This is a genomic window from Pseudomonas arsenicoxydans, assembly GCF_900103875.1.
Classification (GTDB): domain Bacteria; phylum Pseudomonadota; class Gammaproteobacteria; order Pseudomonadales; family Pseudomonadaceae; genus Aquipseudomonas; species Aquipseudomonas arsenicoxydans.
In genome coordinates this window covers 877968-898145 of record NZ_LT629705.1, presented here as the reverse complement: position 1 = coordinate 898145, position 20178 = coordinate 877968, and the positions used below count along the sequence as shown (strand labels likewise).

Here is a 20178-nt window from a genome sequence, read left to right as displayed (position 1 = left end):
TCTGCGTACGGGGTTGAGTAGTGGGCTGATCCTAAATTGAGTGCGTCACGCACGTCAACCTCGTTTGACCAAGACCCCTTCGACTGGATGATTTCCAGCGCCGGCAGGTTCTAGTTTTGTGCACTTTCATGGTCGATGGTCAAGGTGTTCCCAGGCTCAATTGTTAACAATCACTGCTTAAGAGACCTGACGGTCGCTGTCTTTCGTTAGACCTGAAAATTGTCCATAGCCGGCATCAGTTTATATTGAACGTAGGTTCCCGATTCCATGTGGGATTTAATACCGATCATCCTTTCGGGTGGCGATCAATTACCCGCTCTAGAAAGTTTGTCTTTTTGAAACATCACATTTCCATCCAATAACATCTATCCACTTGACGCCCACCCACCCTGTCATAGACTCCGCTCATCCGTCAGGGAGATACGGTTATGCAGCGTGTTCGTGGTTGGGTTATAGGATTGACCTTGGTGACATGCGCAGTTCAGGCGCAAACGCCCGCGCCAGACGATCCGTTGTTGGAAAACAGTGCCACTGGCAGCAGCGCGACGGCCAGCAGTGAGGCTCGCGGCGTGTTGCGAGCCAGGGATCAGGCGGTGCTTGCCAGTGAGTTGTCCGGGCGCATTGTCGAGTTGCCGTTCAGTGAGGGCGAGTCGTTCAAGAAGGGCGATACGCTGGCGCGTTTTGATTGTTCGGCGTATCAGGCCCAACTCAATGCTGCTCAAGCAGCCAACCGTGGTGCGGGTGAAGAGCTGGCGCACAACAAACAGCTTGCGGCGCTGAATTCGGTCGGGCGTTTTGAAGTGGCGCGGGCCGAGGCCAAGGTCAGCGAAACACAGGCGCAATCCCAGGTTTATCAGGTTCAGGTCAAACGCTGCAGCGTGTTGGCGCCGTTCGATGGGCAAGTGGTCGAGCGTAAGGTCAAGCGTTATGAAAGTGTTGCCGCTGGCGCCCCTTTGTTGGACGTAGTCGACAACCGCACCCTGGAAATCCATCTGCTGGTGCCGTCGCGCTGGATGGCCCGGCTCAAACCCGGCCAGACCTTCAGCTTTGTTCCCGATGAGACCGGCCAGCCGCTGGATGCCACGGTCAAGCGCCTCGGTGCGCGGATCGATGAAGGCAGCCAGACTTTGCTGCTGGTCGCGACGCTTCCCAATGCCAACGGTTTGCTGGCGGGCATGAGCGGCACGGCGCGATTCGCGGAGCTTAAATGAACGCGCCGGTTGCCAGCGGCGCCGAACAGGTCTTCGCCAGGTTTCTTGATCTCGAGCGTCTGACCCGCGCGGCGCGCACGCCTTCGCAGCTGGCCTACAGCCTGGTCAATGACGGGCAGGCGTTGTTCGGTTTTCGCCACGCTGCGTTGTTGATTGCCGGCAAGGTGCAAGCGGTGACGGGCGTCAGCACGGTGGAGCCGAATGCGCCGTTCGTGGCGTTCGTCGAACAGGCCGTGGCTCAGTTGTTCAAGGCCGGTGTGTTGAAACAGGCACGGGTGATCCCGGCGAATGTGCTCAGTGAGTCGATCCAGGCCGATTGGCAAAGTCTTTCAGCAGCCCAAGTGTTCTGGCTGCCGATGATTGATCACGAGGGTGAGGTGTTCGGTGGTCTGTGGCTGGCGCGGGATCTGCCATGGAATCCTTCCGAGCAGGTGTTGCTGTCGCAACTGGGCGACACCTACAGCCATGCCTGGCTGGCGCTGCAACCGCGCAAGCCGTGGCGACTGCGTTGGACCCGGAAACGCCAGGTGGCGTTGCTTGTTGTGTTGTTGCTCGCGTTGCTGATCCCGGTGCGCCAATCGGTGCTGGCACCCGCCGAAGTGGTTCCGTTGGGCGGGCGCGTGGTGGCTGCGCCGCTGGACGGGGTGATCACCGAGTTCCTGGTCAAGCCCAATCAGACGGTGAAAACCGGCGAGCTATTGCTACGTTTCGAAAGCACCACGCTCAAGGCTCAGGCCGATGTGGCTGAACGAGCGCTGGGCGTTGCCGAAGCGGAACTCAAGGCCAATTCCCAACGCTCGTTCGCCGATGCTGAATCGAGTTCGAAGATCGATCTGCTGGCCGCGCGAGTCGAGCAAAAACGCGCCGAACGGGACTACGCCCGCGAACTGCTCAAACGCAGTGAAGTGCGCGCCGAGCGCGACGGTATCGCGGTGTTTGCCGATGCGGAGCGCTGGACTGGCAAACCGGTGCAGACCGGCGAGCGATTGATGGAAATTGCCGATCCGAACCAGGCCGAGTTGCGCATCGAACTGGCGGTGGGCGATGCAATTGCCTTGGCGCCCGGCGCGCAAGTCGCACTGTTTCTCGACAGCGATCCGTTGCACCGGCACCTGGCCACACTTGAGCGGTCGGCGTATGAGGCGCAACCCACGGCAGCCGGGCAACTCGCTTATCGTCTGGATGCGAACTTTGCGCAGGCGCCGCCGCGTATCGGCCTGCGTGGCACCGCCAAAATCTTCGGCGACCGTGCACCGTTGGCGTTGTACCTGTTGCGTCGACCGCTGGCCGGGTTGCGCCAGAGTGTGGGTCTTTAGATGAGCCTGCCGAACCTGCGCGCCGACTTGCAGCTCACGCCCGCGGCCCCGGCCCTTGATGGCTCGCCGCGTTGGACCTTGGCCGACCCGGTGCGCGGCCGCTATTTCAAACTCGGCGCGGCGGCGATGCGTCTGCTGCGTCATTGGTCACTGGGCGATCCAGAGCAAGTGTTGCGTGCCGCTAACCGCGAACCCGGGTTGCCACTCGATGGCGCGGAGCTTGAGCAGTTGCTGGGCTTTTTACGCAGCCACGATCTGATCAGCGCGCTTGATCCGCAACAGCGCGCCAGTTACAGCCTCAAAGCCGCCGCCCAGCGCCAGACGTTGTGGCAGGTGCTGCTGCACCAATACCTGTTTTTTCGCATTCCGCTGTGGCGCCCGGACGCTTTTCTCAACCGTGCCTGGCCGTGGCTTGAACGCTTCGGCCCGCGAGCGCTGCGCTACGGATTTCCGGTCACCTTGGGGCTCGGGGTATTTCTGGTGTCCCGGGACTGGCAACGCTTCATCGCGACCTTCCCGCATTTGTTCAGCCTCGGCGGTGCGCTGGCGTTCGGCGTTGCGCTGTTCTTCGCCAAGCTCTGTCATGAGTTTGGTCACGCCTTTATGGCCAAGCGCGCGGGCTGTCGGGTGCAGAGCATGGGCGTGGCGTTCATGGTCTTGCTGCCGATGTTTTATACCGACGTCAGCGATGCCTGGCGGGTCAATGATCGCCGCGCGCGGCTGCTGATCGGCGCTGGCGGTGTGCTGGCAGAACTGCTGCTGGCCTGCATCGCGTTGCTGGCCTGGTCGCTGCTGCCTGAGGGGCCCGGACGCACGGCGGCGTTCATGCTCGCCAGTGCCACATGGATCACCACGCTGGTGATCAATCTCAATCCGTTCATGCGCTTTGATGGCTACTTTTTGCTCAGCGACTTCTGGGAGGTGGACAACCTGCAAGGGCGAGCGTTCGCCTTGTGCCGATGGCGGTTGCGTGAGTTTTTGTTTGGTTATGGCGCGGCGGCGCCGGAGCCTTGGTCGCCAAAGATGCAGCGCCGGTTGCTGATTTGGGGCTACGGCTCGTGGCTGTGGCGCGCGGCGTTGTTTTTCGGGATCGCCCTGGCGGTTTATCACCTGTTCTTCAAGGTGTTGGGGATATTCCTGATGCTGGTGGAACTGGTGTGGTTCATCTTCTTGCCCATTTTGAGCGAGTGGCGGCAATGGTGGAGCCGAAGGGAACAAGCGTATGCGCCACGAGTTTTGCTCAGCGGCCTGGTGTTGCTTGGGCTGGTCCTGGGGCTGGGATTGCCATGGCGTAGCGCGGTGGAGTTGCCGACAATGCTTGAGGCTGGACGCGCCAGTGCACTGCATGCGCCGGTCGCGTCACAGGTCAAAACGGTGAATGTGCACGACGGCCAGGTGGTTGCACAGGACGAGGTGTTGATCGAACTGGAATCGCCGGACCTGGATTCGCGCCAGGCCATCGTCCGTCGCGAAATCCAGATCCAGCAATTGCAGATGCGCCGTCAGGCCAGTCGCAGCGAAACCGCTGCCGATGCCGGTATTGTCGAGCAACGTCTGGCAGAGGCCGTGGCTGAATATCGTGGATTGGCTGCCCAACGTGAACGTCTGCTGCTGCGCGCGCCTCACGCCGGCACCGTGCGCGATCTGCTGCCGCAACTCACGGTCGGTCGCTGGCTGTCGACCAAGGACCCCTTGGCGCGTGTCGTCGAAGACGGTGCGCGGTTGCGTGGCTATCTGGCCGAAGCCGAACTGTGGCGGGTTGCCCCCGGCGCCACCGGGCGGTTCATTGCCGATGACCCGATGCACCCGGCGATCGCCGTCAAACTGACCGAAATCGACACCAATGGCGCGGCTTATGTCGATCAGGAGGCGCTGACCTCCGATCATCACGGACCGATTGCGGTGCGCCGCGATCCGCATCAACGGGCCGAACCGGTGCAGGGACAATACGGAGCCAGGTTGAGCACCCTCGAAGAGGTGCCGACGCCGATGCAACCCTTGCGCGGCGTGGTGGTGTTGCAGGGACGCGGCGAGTCATTGCTGGGCGTTGCCTGGCGACGCATGGCGGCACTGGGTGTCAGGGAAAGCGGTTTCTAAGGGGAGCAAACGATGGCCAATACCAATTCAGTGGCGGCGGACGACTTGGTGGTGCGGCCTTCTCGGGCCAGCGACGAGCCCTTTCTGCAGCGTCTGTACCAGGCGGCGCGGCCGGATTTGCAATGGATCGACGGTGAGCGCGAAGTGGTTGAGCAGGTGGTTGCCCAGCAATTTCAGGTACAGGAACAAGGTGTGGGGGAGCGGTTCCCCAACGCCATGCATTACGTCGTGGAAAAGCTCGACACGGCCATCGGTGCGTTGACTACTGATTTTGGTCCCAATGAAATTCGTGTGCTGTATCTGGCGTTCATTCCTCAGGCTCGCGGCCAGGGTTACGGCCGCAAGGTGCTGCAAGGCGTACAAAAGGCCGCGCAACAGGTTCGCTGTCCGGTGGCCACGGTGGTCTGGGCCAACAATCCCCATGCGCGCCAGCATTATCTGGCGCTGGGGTTTCAGGTCGAGGAGCAAAACCCGGCGGCGGAGCGATTGGTTTGGTATCCGCAGGTTTGAAACAACACGGGCCTAGTGGGACTTGGTGTGCTCAGTTGAAGGCGATGTAGAAATATCCCACGCCCGGGTCACGCCCCATCGCTGGCACCCGGGAAACGAAGATGTCCTGGACCTGACCTAGCTCCGGCAACTCCAGCGAGCACAGTCCGTCGACAAACGTAGTGGGGCCAAGGCTGTTTAACTCGACACTGAACGGCATGCGTTCGCTGTTAGGCAACTGCGAACGAGGTGTTTCTACAAGGTTGTCGAGATGGATCGGCAACTCACTGCCGTCGGGCAGATGCAGTGTCCCGGTCTTGCCCAGCAACGCCTGAAAGTGTTGGCTTTGAACCTGTTTCAGCATGGCGTGACTCCAAAAAATCGAATGTGGCCGGGGGGATTTGAACCCCCCGGCCGGACCTCAGTTGCGCGACGGGAATAATCCGTTCAAGGCGATGCTGAAGTTGAGCACCAGGAACGGGTTCATCGTTTCCATGGGCAGGCCGTTACCGGCGGACGAGATTTCCCCCGTGACCGAGGTCGCTACGCCTTTGAGTGGCACGGCCGCAGAGCCTTGCGCGTCGGAGTAGATGCTCGCCGAGCCGGGGCCGCCACCAGAAGCACCGATGTACGAGTTGGTCGCGGTCGGATTGGTGACCGGGTTGCTTGCCGGGCTGGCCAGTTGCAGCGTGGTGGTGGCCGTGAGCCCGGACAAGGCGTGGGTGTGATTGGGCAGGTTGGTGAGCGTTGCGGTGACATTCTCGGTCCCGGAGAATTCGCCGATGACGCGTGGAGTCAGGTTCAGGCCGTTGCCCATGCAGACCGGCATGCGACCCTGGAGGTTGGGCAGCATGAAGTTGGTGCTGCCATTGCCTCCAAAGTTGACGCCCAACAGTGCGAAAAGCGCGTTGTATTGCTGGACCGCCAACGTCTGGCCATTGCACAGGGCCCAGCCATTGGGGGCAAAGTTAAAGGCGAAAGGCTGAATAGTGCCCATAAATACTTCCATAGTTCCTCATCCTTCAGGTTAGTGTCTGATGCGTCACGTTATGGGCCCGGTTATCCGGGCAGATCGCGGTGATCAGCCGACTCCATTCATCTCCGTGGCTGGGTCACGCCACGCCACAGCGTAGTTGATGCGCCTGATTGCCGAATGTCGTTGGTCGTAAAGCCAGCATCGACGACGGTACTGTCGCTGCCCTAAAGTGAGCGCACGATCCAGTTTTTGTCATTGGCAGTATTGAGGGGAGGCAATGGAAGTACGCAGAGAAACGCCGGTTGATGGCGCCCAGGGCCCACATGCTGCACCTCGCCCCTGGGCGAGTGTTCAGCGCTTGCTGCGGTGGGTGCGCGAGCATTGGCTGTTACCGATCCTGGTTTTGGCCACTGCGGTGCGTTTCTACGACCTGACGGCGGCGGCAATTTGGGGCGACGAAGGTTCCAGTCTGCTGCTGAGCCAATATTCGTTGAGCGAGATCTGGTCGCACGCTGCTCATGATGTGCATCCACCGCTGTATTTCATGCTCCTGCATGGCTGGATCGAGCTGTTCGGCGACGGTATTTTCTCGATCCGATGTCTTAGCGCATTGCCCGGGATCGCCACGGTATGGCTTGGCGTATGGTTGATGGACTTGATCGCCACTCGGCGTGCCGCGCTGCTGACCGGTGTTCTGCTGGCGCTGCTGCCCACGGCGGTGCGTTACAGCCAGGAAGTGCGGATGTACTCGCTGCTGGGCCTGTGGCTAATCGGCGCGACGATTGCCTTGGTCTACTGGATCAGATACCCCCGGCGCACGCGTTATCTGGTTGCCTACGCCCTGCTGATGACGGCAGCGTTCTACACCCATTATTTCACGGCCCTCTGCGTAGTTTGCCACTGGCTGTACCTGGGGGTGATTCGTTTACAGCCAGGCTATCGATTGCGGCACATTCAACGCCCTGGCTGGTGGCTGGCGAACGGGGCCATCGTGCTGTTATACCTGCCGTGGGTGCCGAGCCTGATCGATTTGATCCAGCACATGGATCTGCTCAAAGCCAATGGCGATGTCGGGTGGGAAGATCCCGTCACGATCAGCTCCTTGCCTTCGATGATCTGGTCGTTCCTGATCCAGGACGATGGCGAAAAGCTTCCGACGCCGCTATTTATTGCCATGCCTCTGGCGTTGCTGGCCTTGATGTGGGTGGCACTGGCACGCGACCGCAGTGTTTTTCGTGGCAGTGCTTTAGTGGCGATCTATAGCGTTGTACCGCTGCTACTGGTGTTTGGGGTGTCGTTTATTTCGCCGGTGTTCATCGAGCGTTACGTCACTGCGTACGCCCTCGGCCTGCCGATGATCGCTGCGCTGGCCATTGATCGCCTGTATTCGGGTTTTCGGGTGATTGCTCTGATGGCGCTGATGCTGTTTGTCGGTGTCGAACTGGTGGGACTGAAAAACAACGCCACGGTGGATACCAATGACCAGATCAGTGTCATGGTCGAGTACGTCAACCAGCACTTCGTTGCCGGGGACCGGATCGTCACCAGCGATATGCTTTGGTACCTCAGCTATGTTTATTACAACCGTACCGACACCAAACCGTTGCTGTACACGCCACCGTTGCCCAATGGCACGTCGGGGCGGCCGAATGCCTATGGTTTCGGCACGCTGGTCACCCAGGACGTTTACATCGACAGCCTCGGCAGCCTGCCCAAAGGCACCGGTCGCGTATGGTTGATCGGAACCGCCGAGGGGCCGGACGAATTTGCGCCATTGCCAGCAGGGTGGCAGGGCGTTAACAAAACCCAGGCGGGAGGCGCCAATGCGCGCTTGTTCGTGATGCATTGAGTCAGAAACAAACATCACGGCTTTTCGATGATTTAGCTTCTATTTGATATCAAAACACCACTACTCGTAAGGCCATTCTTGGTCTACGCTGCCTCATACGTAAAGGACTTATGTGTAGGTGAACGGATGCAACAGTTCCATTTCATTTCCGGCTTGCCACGGTCGGGTTCGACCCTACTGTCGGCAATCCTGTTGCAGAACCCGCGTTTTCACGCCGGCATGACCAGCCCCGTTGGTTCACTGTTTTCCGGGGTCCTGGAACAGTGCAGTGCCGGCAGCGAGTTCGGTTCGGTGATCGATACCGATCTGCGCCGCCGTTTGCTTCGTGGGCTGTTCGATTCTTTCTACGCCGACAAGGCTGACAAACCGGTGGTGTTCGACACCAACCGCTTGTGGAGCTCGCGCCTGCCCGCCATCAGCGATCTGTTCCCGCAAGCCAAGGTGATTGCTTGCGTGCGCAATGTCGCCTGGGTCATGGACAGCATCGAGCGCTTGTATCGTGCCAACCCCTTTGAAAACACCAAATTGTTTGGCGACGCCATTGAGCGCAACACTGTTTACAGCCGCTGTGAAACCCTGGCCCAGCGCAATCGCCTGGTGGGTTTCGCCTGGGCTGCACTCAAGGAAGCCTATTACGGCGAACACGCCGACTCGTTGCTGATTGTCGATTACGACCTGCTGACACAGGCGCCGGATCGGGTAATGCGGCTGGTCTACGATTTTATTGGCGAACCCTGGTTCGAGCATGACTTCGACCACCTCGCCTACGATGCGCCGGAGTTCGATCAGGCCCTCGGCGTCTCAGGCCTGCACAAGGTCAAACCCAAGGTCCAACTGCAATCGCGGCGCACGATCCTGCCACCAGACTTGTTCAAGCAATACGCAGAATTGTCCTTTTGGCTCGATGGCTCAGCCAGCGCTGCCAATGTCATTCGTATGAAAGCCGATGCCGCGATCAGTTGATCGCGGCATTTTCATTGATGCCTCAAGAAAGTTCGAGTTCGGGTGAGCAGCATGTGGTGGAGCAAAGGCAAGTCGCGGGTTACTGAAGGCGCACGGGCGCTGGCCTCGCCAATGATCATCTCCCTTGAACCGCGAATGCTGTTCGACGGCGCGGTTGCGGCCACGGTGGCGGATGCGGCTCAGCCAGACAGCCACCCCACGGCCGACGCGGCCAAGGCTCCTGCTGCCGATCACCCCGTCGCCAGCAAGGACACGCACGGCCAGGCCGATGCCGCGGCAGCGACGGCGCCCGTTGCGGTGCCGGGCCAGAGCGTGGTGTTCGTCGATTCCCGGGTCAAGGACGCCGACAGCCTGCTCAAAGGCGTGGCGCCAGGTACTCAAGTGGTCCAGCTGGATGCGAGCAAGGATGGCTTGCAGCAGATCGCTGATTACCTCGATCACCATCAGGGCGTCAGTTCGGTGCAGATCATTGCCCATGGCAACGCGGGCGATCTGTGGTTGGGCGACAGTTACCTTTCAGCCGATAACGTCGCCGCCCGCAGTGCGGTGCTGGCGGAAATCGGCAAGGACATGAATGTCGGCGGCGACATCATGATCTACGGCTGCTACACCGCCGAAGGTGAGCGGGGCTTGAGTTTCGTCGATTCCCTGGCGCAATTGACCGGCCGTGACGTGGCCGCGTCCAGCAACCGCACCGGCGTCGGTGGCGACTGGAATCTGGAGATCGCCACCGGCAACATCGAAAGTGCCAACGTGCTGTCGACCCAGTCCATGAGCGAATACCAATGGGGGCTGGCGACCTGGACCGCCACCAACAATGCCAACACCGGGGTTGGGTCCCTGCGTGCGGCCATCGCCTCGGCACAGAACGGCGATATCGTCACATTCAGCACCGGCATGACGGTGCAATTGACGTCCGAGCTGCTGATCAACAAGAACGTCACAGTCGATGGCGACCTGAACAACGACGGTGTGGCTGACGTGACTCTCGACGGTCAATACAAGACCCGAGTGGTTGAAGTCGCGTCTGGCAGCACTGTGAAACTTGATGGCCTGGTGATCACCCGAGGCCTGGTGTCGGGCACTGGCGGTAATGGTGGTTACGGTGCCACGGGGTCGATGGCCGGGGGGATTTTCAACTCAGGCAACCTGACCCTGAACAACGTGACCGTGACCTCCAACGCCGCTTCCGGTGGCGGTGGCGGCGGCGGTGTCACGGGCGCTTTTTACGGCGGCGCCGGTGGTGGCGGCGGCGGCTTGGGCGGCCAGGGCGGGGGGCATGGCGGTTCGGCCGGGCCGGGCACCGGCACGTTGGGCGGCCAGGCGGGCGGCGGCGGTATCGGTGGTTACGGTGGTGGTTACGACGCTACCCACATGGGCGGTCGCGGCGGCACCAGCACTGGCGGCGCGGGCGGGGTAGGCGTTGCTTATTACAGCAACGGCGGCAACGGTGCGACTGCCACCAATGGCACGATTTCCATTGGTGGCGGTGGCGGCGGGGCTGGTTGGGACAAAGTCGGTGGCGCCGGCGGCAACGCAGTGGGCGGGATCTACAACGCCTCTACCGGTACCTTGACCATCGTCGGCACCTCCAGCATTACCAACAATATTGGCGCGGGTGGGGGCGGTGGCGGCGGCGGTGGTTATGGCAGCAATCCTTCCAATGGCGGTGTGGGCGGCCGGGGCGTCGGCGCAATCTGGAACAAAGGCACGGTGCTGATCACTGCAGCCAACTTTGCGAAGATAACCGGCAACGCGGCGGGCAGTGGCGCCGGTGGTGCGGCCCTGGGCGGAGGGACGACCGGCACCTCGCCAACCTCCGTCGCGACCATCTACAACGACGGCGGTGTACTCAATACCGCGTATTCGCCACCGCCGACCGCGACCATTGTGGTCTCTGATACGACCTTGAGCATCGGCGAAACCTCGCTCGTGACGATTACCTTTTCCGAAGCCGTGACGGGTTTTACCAACGCCGACCTGACGATTGCCAACGGCACCTTGAGCGCCGTGGGCAGCGGCGATGGAGGCATCACCTGGACGGCGACGTTCACGCCGACCGCCAGTATCTCCGATACGACCAACGTCATCACCCTGGACAACACCGGGGTGATCAATGGCCTGGGTACGGCCGGCGTCGGCACGACCAACTCCAATAACTACATCGTCGATACCGCACGCCCAACCGTCGGTATCGTGTTCACCGACACGGCGCTCAAAGTCGGCGAAACCTCCCTTGTCACGTTCACTTTCAACGAGGCCGTGACCGGTTTTACCAATGCTGACCTGACCATCGCCAACGGTACATTGACCGCCGTGAGCAGCGGCGACGGTGGGATTACCTGGACGGCAACATTTACGCCCACAGCCAGCATCACTGACGCGACCAACCTGATCACCCTGGACAACACCGGCATCGCCGACCTGGCCGGCAATGCCGGCAGCGGAACCACCGATTCCAGCAACTATGCGATTGATACCGTACGTCCGACCGCAACCATTGTGGTTGCCGACAATGCGCTGAACATCGGTGAAACGTCCCTCGTCACCTTTACATTCTCTGAAGCGGTGACTGGCTTCACCAACGCCGACCTGGCCATCGCCAATGGCACGTTGACTGGGGTCAGCAGCAGTGATGGCGGTATCACCTGGACGGCAACGTTTACTCCGACCACCAGCGTCAACGATACGACCAACCTGATTACCCTCAACAACACCGGGATCAGTGATCTGGCCGGCAACGCCGGCGCAGGCACCACCGATTCGAACAACTATGCGATCGACACCTTGCGGCCAACCGCAACCATCGTCGTGGCGGACAATGCACTGAAAATTGGCGAAACCTCACTGGTGACCATTACCTTCTCCGAGGCAGTGACCGGTTTCACCAACGCGGACCTGACCCTCGCCAACGGCACATTGACCGCTGTGAGCAGCAGCGACGGCGGCATCACCTGGACGGCAACGTTCACGCCGACCACCAGCATCTCTGACACGACCAACCTGATCACCCTGGACAATACCGGCGTCACCGATCTTGTGGGCAATGCTGGCAGCGGCACCACCAATTCGAACAACTACGCCATCGACACTGTGCGCCCGACCGCCACGGTGGTTATGGCGGACACTGCGCTGAAAATCGGCGAAACCTCGCTGGTGACCATCACATTCAGTGAAGCAGTGAGCGGTTTCACCAATGCCGACTTGACCATCACCAACGGTACCTTGACGGCCGTGAGCAGCAGCGACGGCGGGATTACCTGGACGGCGACTTTTACTCCGAGCGCCAGTATCAACGACGCGACCAACCTGATCACCCTGGACAACACCGGCGTTGCCGACCTGGCCGGCAACGCCGGCAGTGGCACCACCGATTCCAACAATTACGCCATCGATACCGTCCGGCCTACCGCCACGATTGTATTGGCCGATAGCACCCTGATCGCGGGCGAAACCTCGCTGGTGACCATCACGTTCTCCGAAGCGGTGACCGGGTTCACAAACGCCGACTTGACCATCGCCAACGGCACGTTGACGGCGGTGAGCAGCGGCGATGGCGGCATTACCTGGACCGCGACTTTCACGCCGACGGTTGGCGTGAAGGATTCGACCAACCTCATCACCCTGGCCAATACCGGCGTCGCCGATCTGTCCGGCAACGCGGGCAGCGGCACTACTAACTCCGGCAACTACACGATCGACACCGTGCTGCCGACAGCCACCATCGTCGTGGCGGACAACGCGCTGAAAATCGGTGAATCCTCCTTGGTGACCATCACGTTCAGTGAGGCAGTGACCGGTTTCACCAACGCGGACCTGACCCTCGCCAACGGCACGTTGACCGCTGTGAGCAGCAGCGACGGCGGCATTACCTGGACCGCAACTTTCACGCCGACCGCCAGCATCACCGACGCCACCAACCTGATCACGCTGGACAATAGCGGCGTGCAGGCCGCCGGCTCTGGCAACGTAGGAAGTGGCACCTCCAATTCCAACAACTACGCCATCGACACTGTGCGCCCGACCGCCACGGTGGTTATGGCGGACACTGCGCTGAAAATCGGCGAAACCTCGCTGGTGACCATCACATTCAGTGAAGCAGTGAGCGGTTTCACCAATGCGGATTTGACCATCACCAACGGCACCTTGACGGCCGTGAGCAGCAGCGACGGCGGGATTACCTGGACGGCGACTTTTACCCCGAGCGCCAGTATCAACGACGCGACCAATCTGATCACCCTGGACAACACCGGCGTCGCCGATCTGGCCGGCAACGCCGGCAGCGGCACCACCGATTCCAACAATTACGCCATCGATACAGTCCGGCCGACCGCCACGATTGTGTTGGCCGATAGCACCCTGGCCGCGGGCGAAACTTCGCTGGTGACCATCACGTTCTCCGAAGCGGTGACCGGGTTCACCAACGCCGACTTGACCATCGCCAACGGCACGTTGACGGCGGTGAGTAGCAGCGATGGTGGCATCACCTGGACCGCGACTTTCACGCCGACGGTTGGCGTGAAGGATTCGACCAACCTCATCACCCTGGCCAATACCGGCGTCGCCGATCTGTCCGGCAACGCGGGCAGCGGCACTACTAACTCCGGCAACTACACGATCGATACCGTGCTTCCGACGGCGACCATTGTGGTGGCTGACAACGCGCTGAAAATCGGTGAATCCTCGCTGGTGACGATCACCTTCAGCGAGGCCGTGACAGGTTTCACCAACGCCGACCTGACCATCGCCAACGGCACACTGACAGCGGTGAGCAGCAGCGACGGCGGCATCACCTGGACGGCGACCTTCACACCGACCACCAGCATCACCGACGCGACTAACCTAATCACGCTGGACAATAGCGGTGTGCAAAACGGCTCGGGCAACGCTGGCAGCGGCACCACCGATTCCAACAACTACGCCATCGACACCCAGCGACCCACCGCGACTATCGTAGTGGCTGACGCAGCACTGGGCGTGGGTCAAACCAGCCTGGTGACCATCACCTTCAGCGAGGCAGTGAGCGGTTTCACCAACGCGGATTTGACTATCGCCAACGGCACCTTGTCCGCCGTGAGCAGCAGCGATGGCGGTATTACCTGGACGGCAACGTTTACGCCCACTGCCAGCATCACTGACGCGACCAACCTGATCACGCTCGATAACACCGGCGTCGCGGATCTGGCGGGCAACACGGGCAGTGGCACCACCGATTCCAACAACTACGTCATCGACAGCCAGCGCCCGACCGCGACCATCGTGTTGAGCGATGCGACCCTGAAACCGGGCGAAACCGCGCTGGTGACCATCACTTTCAGCGAGGCCGTCAGCGGTTTCGACAACAGCGACCTGAGCGTTGCCAATGGCACGTTGAGCAACGTCACCAGCAGCGATGGCGGCATCACCTGGACTGCAACCTTCACCCCGACTGCCGGCATTACCGATGCCAGTAACCTCATCACCCTGAATAATTCCGGCGTCAGCGATCTGGCTGGCAACGCCGGGACAGGCGTTATCAATTCGGCCAATTACGTCGTTGAAACCCAGGTGCCGACCGCGACCATCGTGATCGCCGACAACGCCCTCAAGGTGGGTGAAACGTCTGGGGTAACCATCACCTTCAGTGAAGCCGTCAGCGGTTTCAGCAACGCTGACCTGACCATCGCCAACGGCACGTTGAGCAACGTCAGCAGCAGCGATGGCGGCATCACCTGGACCGCGACCTTCACGCCTTCTGCCAATGTGACGGACACCACTAACCTGATCAGCCTGGACAACAGCGGCGTGACCAACGCTTCTGGCAACGCCGGCGTGGGCGTGACCGATTCCAACAACTACGCGGTCGACACGGCGCGTCCGACCGCGACCATTGTGGTGGCAGACAACCGCCTGGGCATCGGCGAGACCACCACGGTGACCATCACCTTCAGCGAAGCGGTGTCCGGTTTCGACTTGTCGGACCTCAGCGTGGCCAATGGCGTGCTGTCCAACCTGGCCAGCAGTGACGGCGGCGTGAACTGGACCGCGACCCTGACGCCGACGGCAAACATCAACGACGCCACCAACCTGATCCTGCTCGACACCGGCAACGTGGCCGACGCCGCCGGCAATGCCGGTGCCTCGATTGCCATCTCCAACAACTACGCCCTCGACGCCACCCGCCCGACCGCCACCATCGTGGTCGCCAACCCGCATTTGGGCATTGGCCAGACGACACTCGTGACATTCACCTTCAGCGAGGTGGTGAGCGATTTCGATCTGTCGGATTTGAGCGTGACCAACGGCGAATTGAGCAACCTCACCAGCAGCGACGGCGGCAAAACCTGGACCGCGACCTTCACGCCGACCGCGAACATGTCCGATCCGAGCAACTTCATCGCCCTCGATACCAGCAACGTCTCCGACCAGGCAGGCAACACGGGCAGCGGCGTCGCGGTGTCGAACAATTACGCCATCGACGGCGAGCGGCCGACCGCCACCGTTGTCATCGCCAACCCGAACCTGAGCGCCGGCCAGACGTCGCTGGTGACGTTCACCTTCAATGAGGCCGTTAGCGGGTTCGACCTGTCTGACATCAGTGTGGCCAACGGCACGTTGTCCAACCTGTCGAGCAACGACGGCGGCATCACCTGGACGGCGGTGCTGACACCAAGCGCCAACGTCAACACGACCAATAACGCCATCAGCGTGAACACCTCGGGTGTCAGCGATGCATCCGGCAATACCGGCATTGGCCTCAGCAGCTCTAACAGCTACGCCGTCAACACGGTAGCGACGACCTCGCCGCTGGTGATTGTGTCGCCGGATCCAGAATTCCGGGTCACGCAACCAGTCAGCGTCCCTGATCAGCCCAACGTGCCACTGCAGCCGATTATCTTCGCCCCACCGAGCGGCACTCTCGGTTCGCCGCTGACATTTGCACCGTTGTTCGAAGACCGGGTGATCGGCAACGGGATCCGACCGCTGGGCGACATTTTCATGAATCGCGGCGCGCTGTCGCCAAGCTTCATTGCACAGGTCTTCAGCAGCAGCGAGAGCGGTGGCGATGGCACGGGTCACGGTTTCCTCGGCTTTGGCGGTGGCGATGGCGGAGTGTTCAGCACCAGCACCTTGTCGAGCCTGTTCAATCAGGACACCGCCAGCGAACGGGATTCGCTGAACACCTTTGGCAGTCATTCGATAAAGGGCGGGGATGCGTCCCAAGGACTGCGCGGCGTGTTTGGCGCATTGACCCTGAACCAGCAATTGCAACAGCTCACAGACACCGAGCAACGGCAGGTCGACCGCTTGGCGGCGGCGTTGAAACAGGTCGGCATCAGCGAAATGCAGGCCTGAACAATTTAAGAACAATGCGCAACCCAGGGGCAGTCAAGGATGAATAGAAGTCAGAAGTTGTTCGGCGCCAGTCTGCTGGCGCTGGCGATCAGCGGATGTGCGGTCAAAAGTGAACCGATTGAACGTAGCGTCAGCGAACAGCGCGCCAAGAGTGATCTACAAACGATGTACACCGGTCAGGAGCCCCTCAATGGTCCTTTGACCTTGCACCAGGCGATGGCCCGCGCGGTGAAATACAACCTCGAAGGCCGGCTCAAGATCATGGAAGAGGCGTTGGCCAAGCGCCAACTCGACCTCGCCAGCTTCGACATGCTGCCGCGCATGGCGCTCGACGCAGGTTATGTCGGGCGCAACAACCAGGGTGCCTCCAGCAGCCAGAGCGTGCTCACCGGTACCCAGTCTCTGGAGCCTTCGACCTCCCAGGACCGTGACCGCCGTGTGGCCGACCTGACCATGGTCTGGAACGTCCTCGATTTCGGCGTCAGTTACATCAGCGCCAAGCAGCAGGGCGACCAGCGACTGATCGTGCAGGAACGTCGGCGCAAGGTGATCAACACCATCGTCCAGGATGTGCGCTCGGCCTATTGGCGAGCGGTGGCCGCCGAGCGTCTGCTCACGCAGATCGACAGCCTGATGGCCCGGGTCGATACCGCGCGCAGCAACAGTCAAAGCATGAGCACACAACGCATCGGCGATCCTGTCCAGGCGTTGGGTTATCAGCGTTCGCTGATCGAAGCGACCCGCCAGTTGCAAGAGCAGCGCCGGGCCTTGTCGTTGGCCAAAACCGAACTGGCGACCCTGATCAACCTGCCAATGGGCACCGATGTGAAACTGGCGACCCCGGATGATTACTCGATCCCGCAATTGAAGGTCGGCATGGCCAGCCTGGAACATGAAGCCCTGGCCAGCCGTCCGGAACTGCGCGAGCAGGATTACCAAACTCGCATCAGCACCGCCGAAACCCGTAAAGCCATGCTGCGATTGTTGCCGGGGCTGGAGTTTTCGGCGGGCGGGCATTACGACAGCAACTCGTTTCTGGTTAATGACAAGTGGGCCGACTACGGGGTCAAGCTGACCTGGAACCTGTTCAACGTGATTTCCGCACCGGCCGCGATCAACGTGGCCAAGGCCGGCGAAGAAGTCGCCAAGGCGCGCCGTCAGGCCATGTCCATCGCCGTGCTGGCCCAGCTCTACGTGGCCAACGCCAACTATCAGGAGGCGCTGCACCAGTTCCAGACCAACCAGGAATTGTCGAGCATCGACGGGCAGATTCTCGGGCAGTTGCGTAACCGTCATCAGGCGGCGGGCCTCGGTGAACTGGACCTGATCCAGGGCGAACTGAATACGTTGCAGGCAGATTTGCGCCGTGACCTGTCCTATGCTGATCTGCGTAACGCTTATGGTCAGATTTTCGCCAGTGCCGGCCTCGATCCGATGCCGGACGAGGTCCAATCCACCGAAGTCCAGTCCATTGCCACCGCGTTGGCCAACCGCGAGGCGGCATGGGCGTCGGGCAACATAACCGTGCCGGTGACCCATGCCCCAGAACAATAATCTACGCGCGCCGACGGCGAGCATCAGCCGCGAACAGCGTGAGGTGCGTAATGGTCATCACGGCACGGCGATTCTGCTGACCGGTTTGCCGGCGGCGGGCAAGTCGACGCTGGCGCAGGCGTTGCACGCCAAACTGTTCGAGCGCGGCGTGCAGAGCCTGGTGCTCGATGGCGACGGACTGCGGGTCGGGCTCAATCGCGACCTGGGTTTTACCGACCATGATCGTCTGGAGAACATTCGCCGGGCCAGTGAAGTGGCGGCGTTGTTGGTGGAGAACGGGCAGATCGTCATCCTCGCCATGATCGCGCCGCTGGTTGAGCTGCGAGATGTGTTCGCCAAGCGTCTGGGTGAGGACTACCGCGAAGTCTGGTGCAGCGCTTCGTTGGCGGTGTGCGAACAGCGTGACCCCAAAGGTCATTATGCCCGGGCACGTCGCGGTGACCTGGCGGGATTTACCGGCGTTTCCGCGCCCTATGAAACACCGCCGTCGGCTGCCTTGGTACTCGACACCGGAGTGCTATCGGTTGAGGCGTGCCTCGACCGCTTGCTGACCTGGCTCGGCGAATGCGCGGTGCTGCCGAAACGATGAGTCGAGCGGCTTTCTCCCGCTTGCCGGTGGCGGTGGATTTGCCGCTGTTGTTGCAGGCGCTGGCGGCAATTGACGAGGATACGTGGCACGCTCATTTCAACAGTGATTATTACGCCGGGGACTGGAGCGGTGTCGCGCTGATTTCGGCACAGGATGCGTTGACGGAGTTGTCGCCCGGTCGCGGTGAGCCGCTGTTGCGCGAGCCGTGGTTGCGGGATGTTCGATGGCGGCAAGGATTGCGTGATCTGCCGCTGGAAATCGTCAGCGCACGCCTGCTGCGGCTCGGGCCGGGCGGGCAGATTCACGAGCATCGCGACTACGACCTCGGCGGGCCAGACGCTGATCTGCGTCTACACATCCCGCTGCTCAGCCCGCCTCATGTGGACTTTATGCTGGACGGTCAGCGCATGCCGATGGCGGCGGGCGAGTGCTGGTTTCTCGACCTGTCGCGGCCGCATCGGGTGGACAATCGGGATACTCGGGCGCGGGTTCATCTGGTGCTCGATTGCCGTCCGGGTGCCTGGCTGGAACAGGCGATTCTTGATGGGCTGGCGGCGACGCCACGTCCCGATGTCGGTCATGCGTTCTTTGCGCAGTTCAAAGCGCTGGTGGAAAGCGATCCGCAGCTCTGCCAGACCTTGCAGGGCTTGCATGACACGGAAGCGTTTGTTGCCCGTGTGGTGGAGCTGGGCGTCGAGCGCGGGTTGCCGTTTACCACCGAGGAACTGCGTGCAGCGATGCGCGACGGTCGGCGTCAATGGAACGAACAATGGCGCGCCTGAATCTTGAGGGGTGGTTGCCGATCCGCGTCTGGCAGGTCGCTGGGCAGTGGCGGGTGGACTGGTGCTAGTTCGGCTACACGCGGCTGCATCAGCCGTTTTTCCGTGATGCCGTGGAAGAGGCGTTGCGACTGCCGTTCAATCAGGCGTTTCGCCGCGAAACGCCGCTGACGACGCTCATTGATTGGCAGGAACGCAGCCCCGGTCTGGCGCCGAGCGCGTTTATCTTTCATGCATCCCGCTGCGGTTCGACCCTCATCAGCCAGATGCTCGCGCAACTTGAGAACCACTGTGTGATCAGCGAGCCGCCGCCGCTGGATGCCTTGCTCCGCAGTGATTTACCGGCAGCCGAACGGCATGCTGCCATTCAAGGATTACTGTCTGCCTACGGCCAGCGTCGGCTCGGTGTCGAGCAGCGCCTGGTGATCAAACTCGATGCCTGGAACATCGCTGAATTGCCGCTGTTGCGCGAATCTTTTCCCGAGACGCCGTGGTTGTTTCTGTACCGCGATCCGCTGGAAATCGCTGTTTCACATCTGCGCCGACCCGGCATGCACATGGTGCCGGGGATGATCGGGGCAAGTGGGCTGGATGACGGATTGCCCTTTGACGGCACAGAGGATTACATCGCACGGTGGCTGGGGCGATTGTTGGAATCAGGCTTGGCGCAATGCCGGGCGTTCGGTGGGGCGGCGGTGAACTACAGCGAATTACCGGGGACGATGGCTGGGCGTTTGGCTGAGTTTTTTGGCTTGGATGATTTGCAGCGTGAGCAAGTGTTTGCGGCGGTGGGGCGGCATGCCAAGCAGCCTTCAGAGGTGTTTGTCGGGGACAGCGAGGACAAGCATCGTGAAGCGTCGACGCTGTTGCGCGAGCGGATTGATCGCTGGGCGCGAGCGCCGTATGAGGCGCTTGAACGAGAGCGCGGCAGTTGCCAAGCCATGTATCGACTTTACTGACGCCATCGCGAGCAGGCTCGCTCCCACAGTTGATCTTCGTTGAACACAAGATTTGTGTACG

General features: G+C 61.1%; 12 protein-coding genes and 1 pseudogene. 11 read left to right on the top strand and 2 right to left on the bottom strand.

The annotated features are described in order from the left end of the window. The first annotated feature begins 428 nt into the window (after window positions 1-428). Genes BLQ41_RS04020 through BLQ41_RS04005 form a run of 4 tightly spaced genes read left to right on the top strand, consistent with a single transcriptional unit; the run spans window position 429 to window position 5134 of the window. Entirely contained in the window at window positions 429-1211 is a 783-nt protein-coding gene (locus BLQ41_RS04020; protein WP_090177190.1) for an efflux RND transporter periplasmic adaptor subunit, read from the top strand. Next, a complete protein-coding gene (locus BLQ41_RS04015) occupies window positions 1208-2527 on the top strand; it encodes an efflux RND transporter periplasmic adaptor subunit (protein WP_090177187.1) in 1320 nt (439 codons plus the stop codon). Before BLQ41_RS04020 ends, BLQ41_RS04015 begins: the two co-directional genes overlap by 4 nt. Next, window positions 2528-4624 carry an HlyD family efflux transporter periplasmic adaptor subunit gene (locus BLQ41_RS04010; RefSeq protein ID WP_090177184.1) on the top strand — a complete coding sequence of 699 codons (2097 nt, stop codon included), beginning with the start codon at window positions 2528-2530 and terminating at the stop codon, window positions 4622-4624. A gap of 12 nt (window positions 4625-4636) precedes the next feature. After that, window positions 4637-5134: a GNAT family N-acetyltransferase gene (locus BLQ41_RS04005; RefSeq protein WP_090177181.1), complete on the top strand. Its 498-nt coding sequence runs from the start codon at window positions 4637-4639 to the stop codon at window positions 5132-5134. Between the two features lie 31 nt (window positions 5135-5165). Here the strand turns inward: BLQ41_RS04005 and BLQ41_RS04000 are convergent, their stop codons facing one another. Beyond that, window positions 5166-5477, bottom strand: coding sequence for a DUF6916 family protein (locus BLQ41_RS04000; protein WP_090177179.1), 312 nt, complete (start codon window positions 5475-5477; stop codon window positions 5166-5168). Between the two features lie 57 nt (window positions 5478-5534). After that, window positions 5535-6122, bottom strand: a complete 588-nt coding sequence (locus BLQ41_RS03995; protein WP_090177176.1) for a phage tail protein — start codon at window positions 6120-6122, stop codon at window positions 5535-5537. Between the two features lie 244 nt (window positions 6123-6366). Here BLQ41_RS03995 and BLQ41_RS03990 point away from each other — a divergent pair, with 244 nt between their 5' ends. From BLQ41_RS03990 to BLQ41_RS03960, 7 genes and pseudogenes are all read left to right on the top strand, one after another. Beyond that, on the top strand, window positions 6367-7938 hold the full coding sequence (locus BLQ41_RS03990) for a glycosyltransferase family 39 protein (protein ID WP_090177174.1): 1572 nt from the start codon (window positions 6367-6369) through the stop codon (window positions 7936-7938). 126 nt (window positions 7939-8064) lie between these two features. Then, window positions 8065-8901 (top strand): sulfotransferase family protein, encoded by an 837-nt coding sequence (locus BLQ41_RS03985; RefSeq protein ID WP_090177171.1) that lies wholly within the window; start codon window positions 8065-8067, stop codon window positions 8899-8901. 51 nt (window positions 8902-8952) lie between these two features. Beyond that, window positions 8953-16236, top strand: a complete 7284-nt coding sequence (locus BLQ41_RS03980) for an Ig-like domain-containing protein (protein ID WP_090177168.1) — start codon at window positions 8953-8955, stop codon at window positions 16234-16236. A gap of 39 nt (window positions 16237-16275) precedes the next feature. Next, window positions 16276-17790, top strand: a complete 1515-nt coding sequence (locus BLQ41_RS03975; RefSeq protein ID WP_090177165.1) for a TolC family protein — start codon at window positions 16276-16278, stop codon at window positions 17788-17790. Continuing rightward, window positions 17774-18379: an adenylyl-sulfate kinase gene (cysC, locus tag BLQ41_RS03970; protein WP_090177162.1), complete on the top strand. Its 606-nt coding sequence runs from the start codon at window positions 17774-17776 to the stop codon at window positions 18377-18379. Before BLQ41_RS03975 ends, cysC begins: the two co-directional genes overlap by 17 nt. Continuing rightward, the gene (locus BLQ41_RS03965) at window positions 18376-19161 is read left to right on the top strand and encodes an aspartyl/asparaginyl beta-hydroxylase domain-containing protein (protein WP_090188362.1); all 786 of its coding nucleotides are present in this window, start codon (window positions 18376-18378) and stop codon (window positions 19159-19161) included. The genes cysC and BLQ41_RS03965 overlap by 4 nt, the downstream gene beginning before the upstream one ends. Further along, a pseudogene (locus tag BLQ41_RS03960) lies at window positions 19149-20117 on the top strand (sulfotransferase family protein). Before BLQ41_RS03965 ends, BLQ41_RS03960 begins: the two are co-directional and overlap by 13 nt. Window positions 20118-20178 lie beyond the last annotated feature (61 nt).

What these genes read in the sequence shown, in the direction of transcription:
- BLQ41_RS04015 (WP_090177187.1), top strand. Translation starts at nt 1,208, where the DNA reads ATGAACGCGCCGGTTGCCAGCGGCGCCGAACAGGTCTTCGCCAGGTTT.
- BLQ41_RS03980 (WP_090177168.1), top strand. Translation starts at nt 8,953, where the DNA reads ATGTGGTGGAGCAAAGGCAAGTCGCGGGTTACTGAAGGCGCACGGGCG.
- BLQ41_RS03975 (WP_090177165.1), top strand. Translation starts at nt 16,276, where the DNA reads ATGAATAGAAGTCAGAAGTTGTTCGGCGCCAGTCTGCTGGCGCTGGCG.
- BLQ41_RS04010 (WP_090177184.1), top strand. Translation starts at nt 2,528, where the DNA reads ATGAGCCTGCCGAACCTGCGCGCCGACTTGCAGCTCACGCCCGCGGCC.
- BLQ41_RS03990 (WP_090177174.1), top strand. Translation starts at nt 6,367, where the DNA reads ATGGAAGTACGCAGAGAAACGCCGGTTGATGGCGCCCAGGGCCCACAT.
- BLQ41_RS04020 (WP_090177190.1), top strand. Translation starts at nt 429, where the DNA reads ATGCAGCGTGTTCGTGGTTGGGTTATAGGATTGACCTTGGTGACATGC.
- BLQ41_RS03965 (WP_090188362.1), top strand. Translation starts at nt 18,376, where the DNA reads ATGAGTCGAGCGGCTTTCTCCCGCTTGCCGGTGGCGGTGGATTTGCCG.
- BLQ41_RS04000 (WP_090177179.1), bottom strand. Translation starts at nt 5,477, where the DNA reads ATGCTGAAACAGGTTCAAAGCCAACACTTTCAGGCGTTGCTGGGCAAG.
- BLQ41_RS03985 (WP_090177171.1), top strand. Translation starts at nt 8,065, where the DNA reads ATGCAACAGTTCCATTTCATTTCCGGCTTGCCACGGTCGGGTTCGACC.
- BLQ41_RS04005 (WP_090177181.1), top strand. Translation starts at nt 4,637, where the DNA reads ATGGCCAATACCAATTCAGTGGCGGCGGACGACTTGGTGGTGCGGCCT.
- cysC (WP_090177162.1), top strand. Translation starts at nt 17,774, where the DNA reads ATGCCCCAGAACAATAATCTACGCGCGCCGACGGCGAGCATCAGCCGC.
- BLQ41_RS03995 (WP_090177176.1), bottom strand. Translation starts at nt 6,122, where the DNA reads ATGGAAGTATTTATGGGCACTATTCAGCCTTTCGCCTTTAACTTTGCC.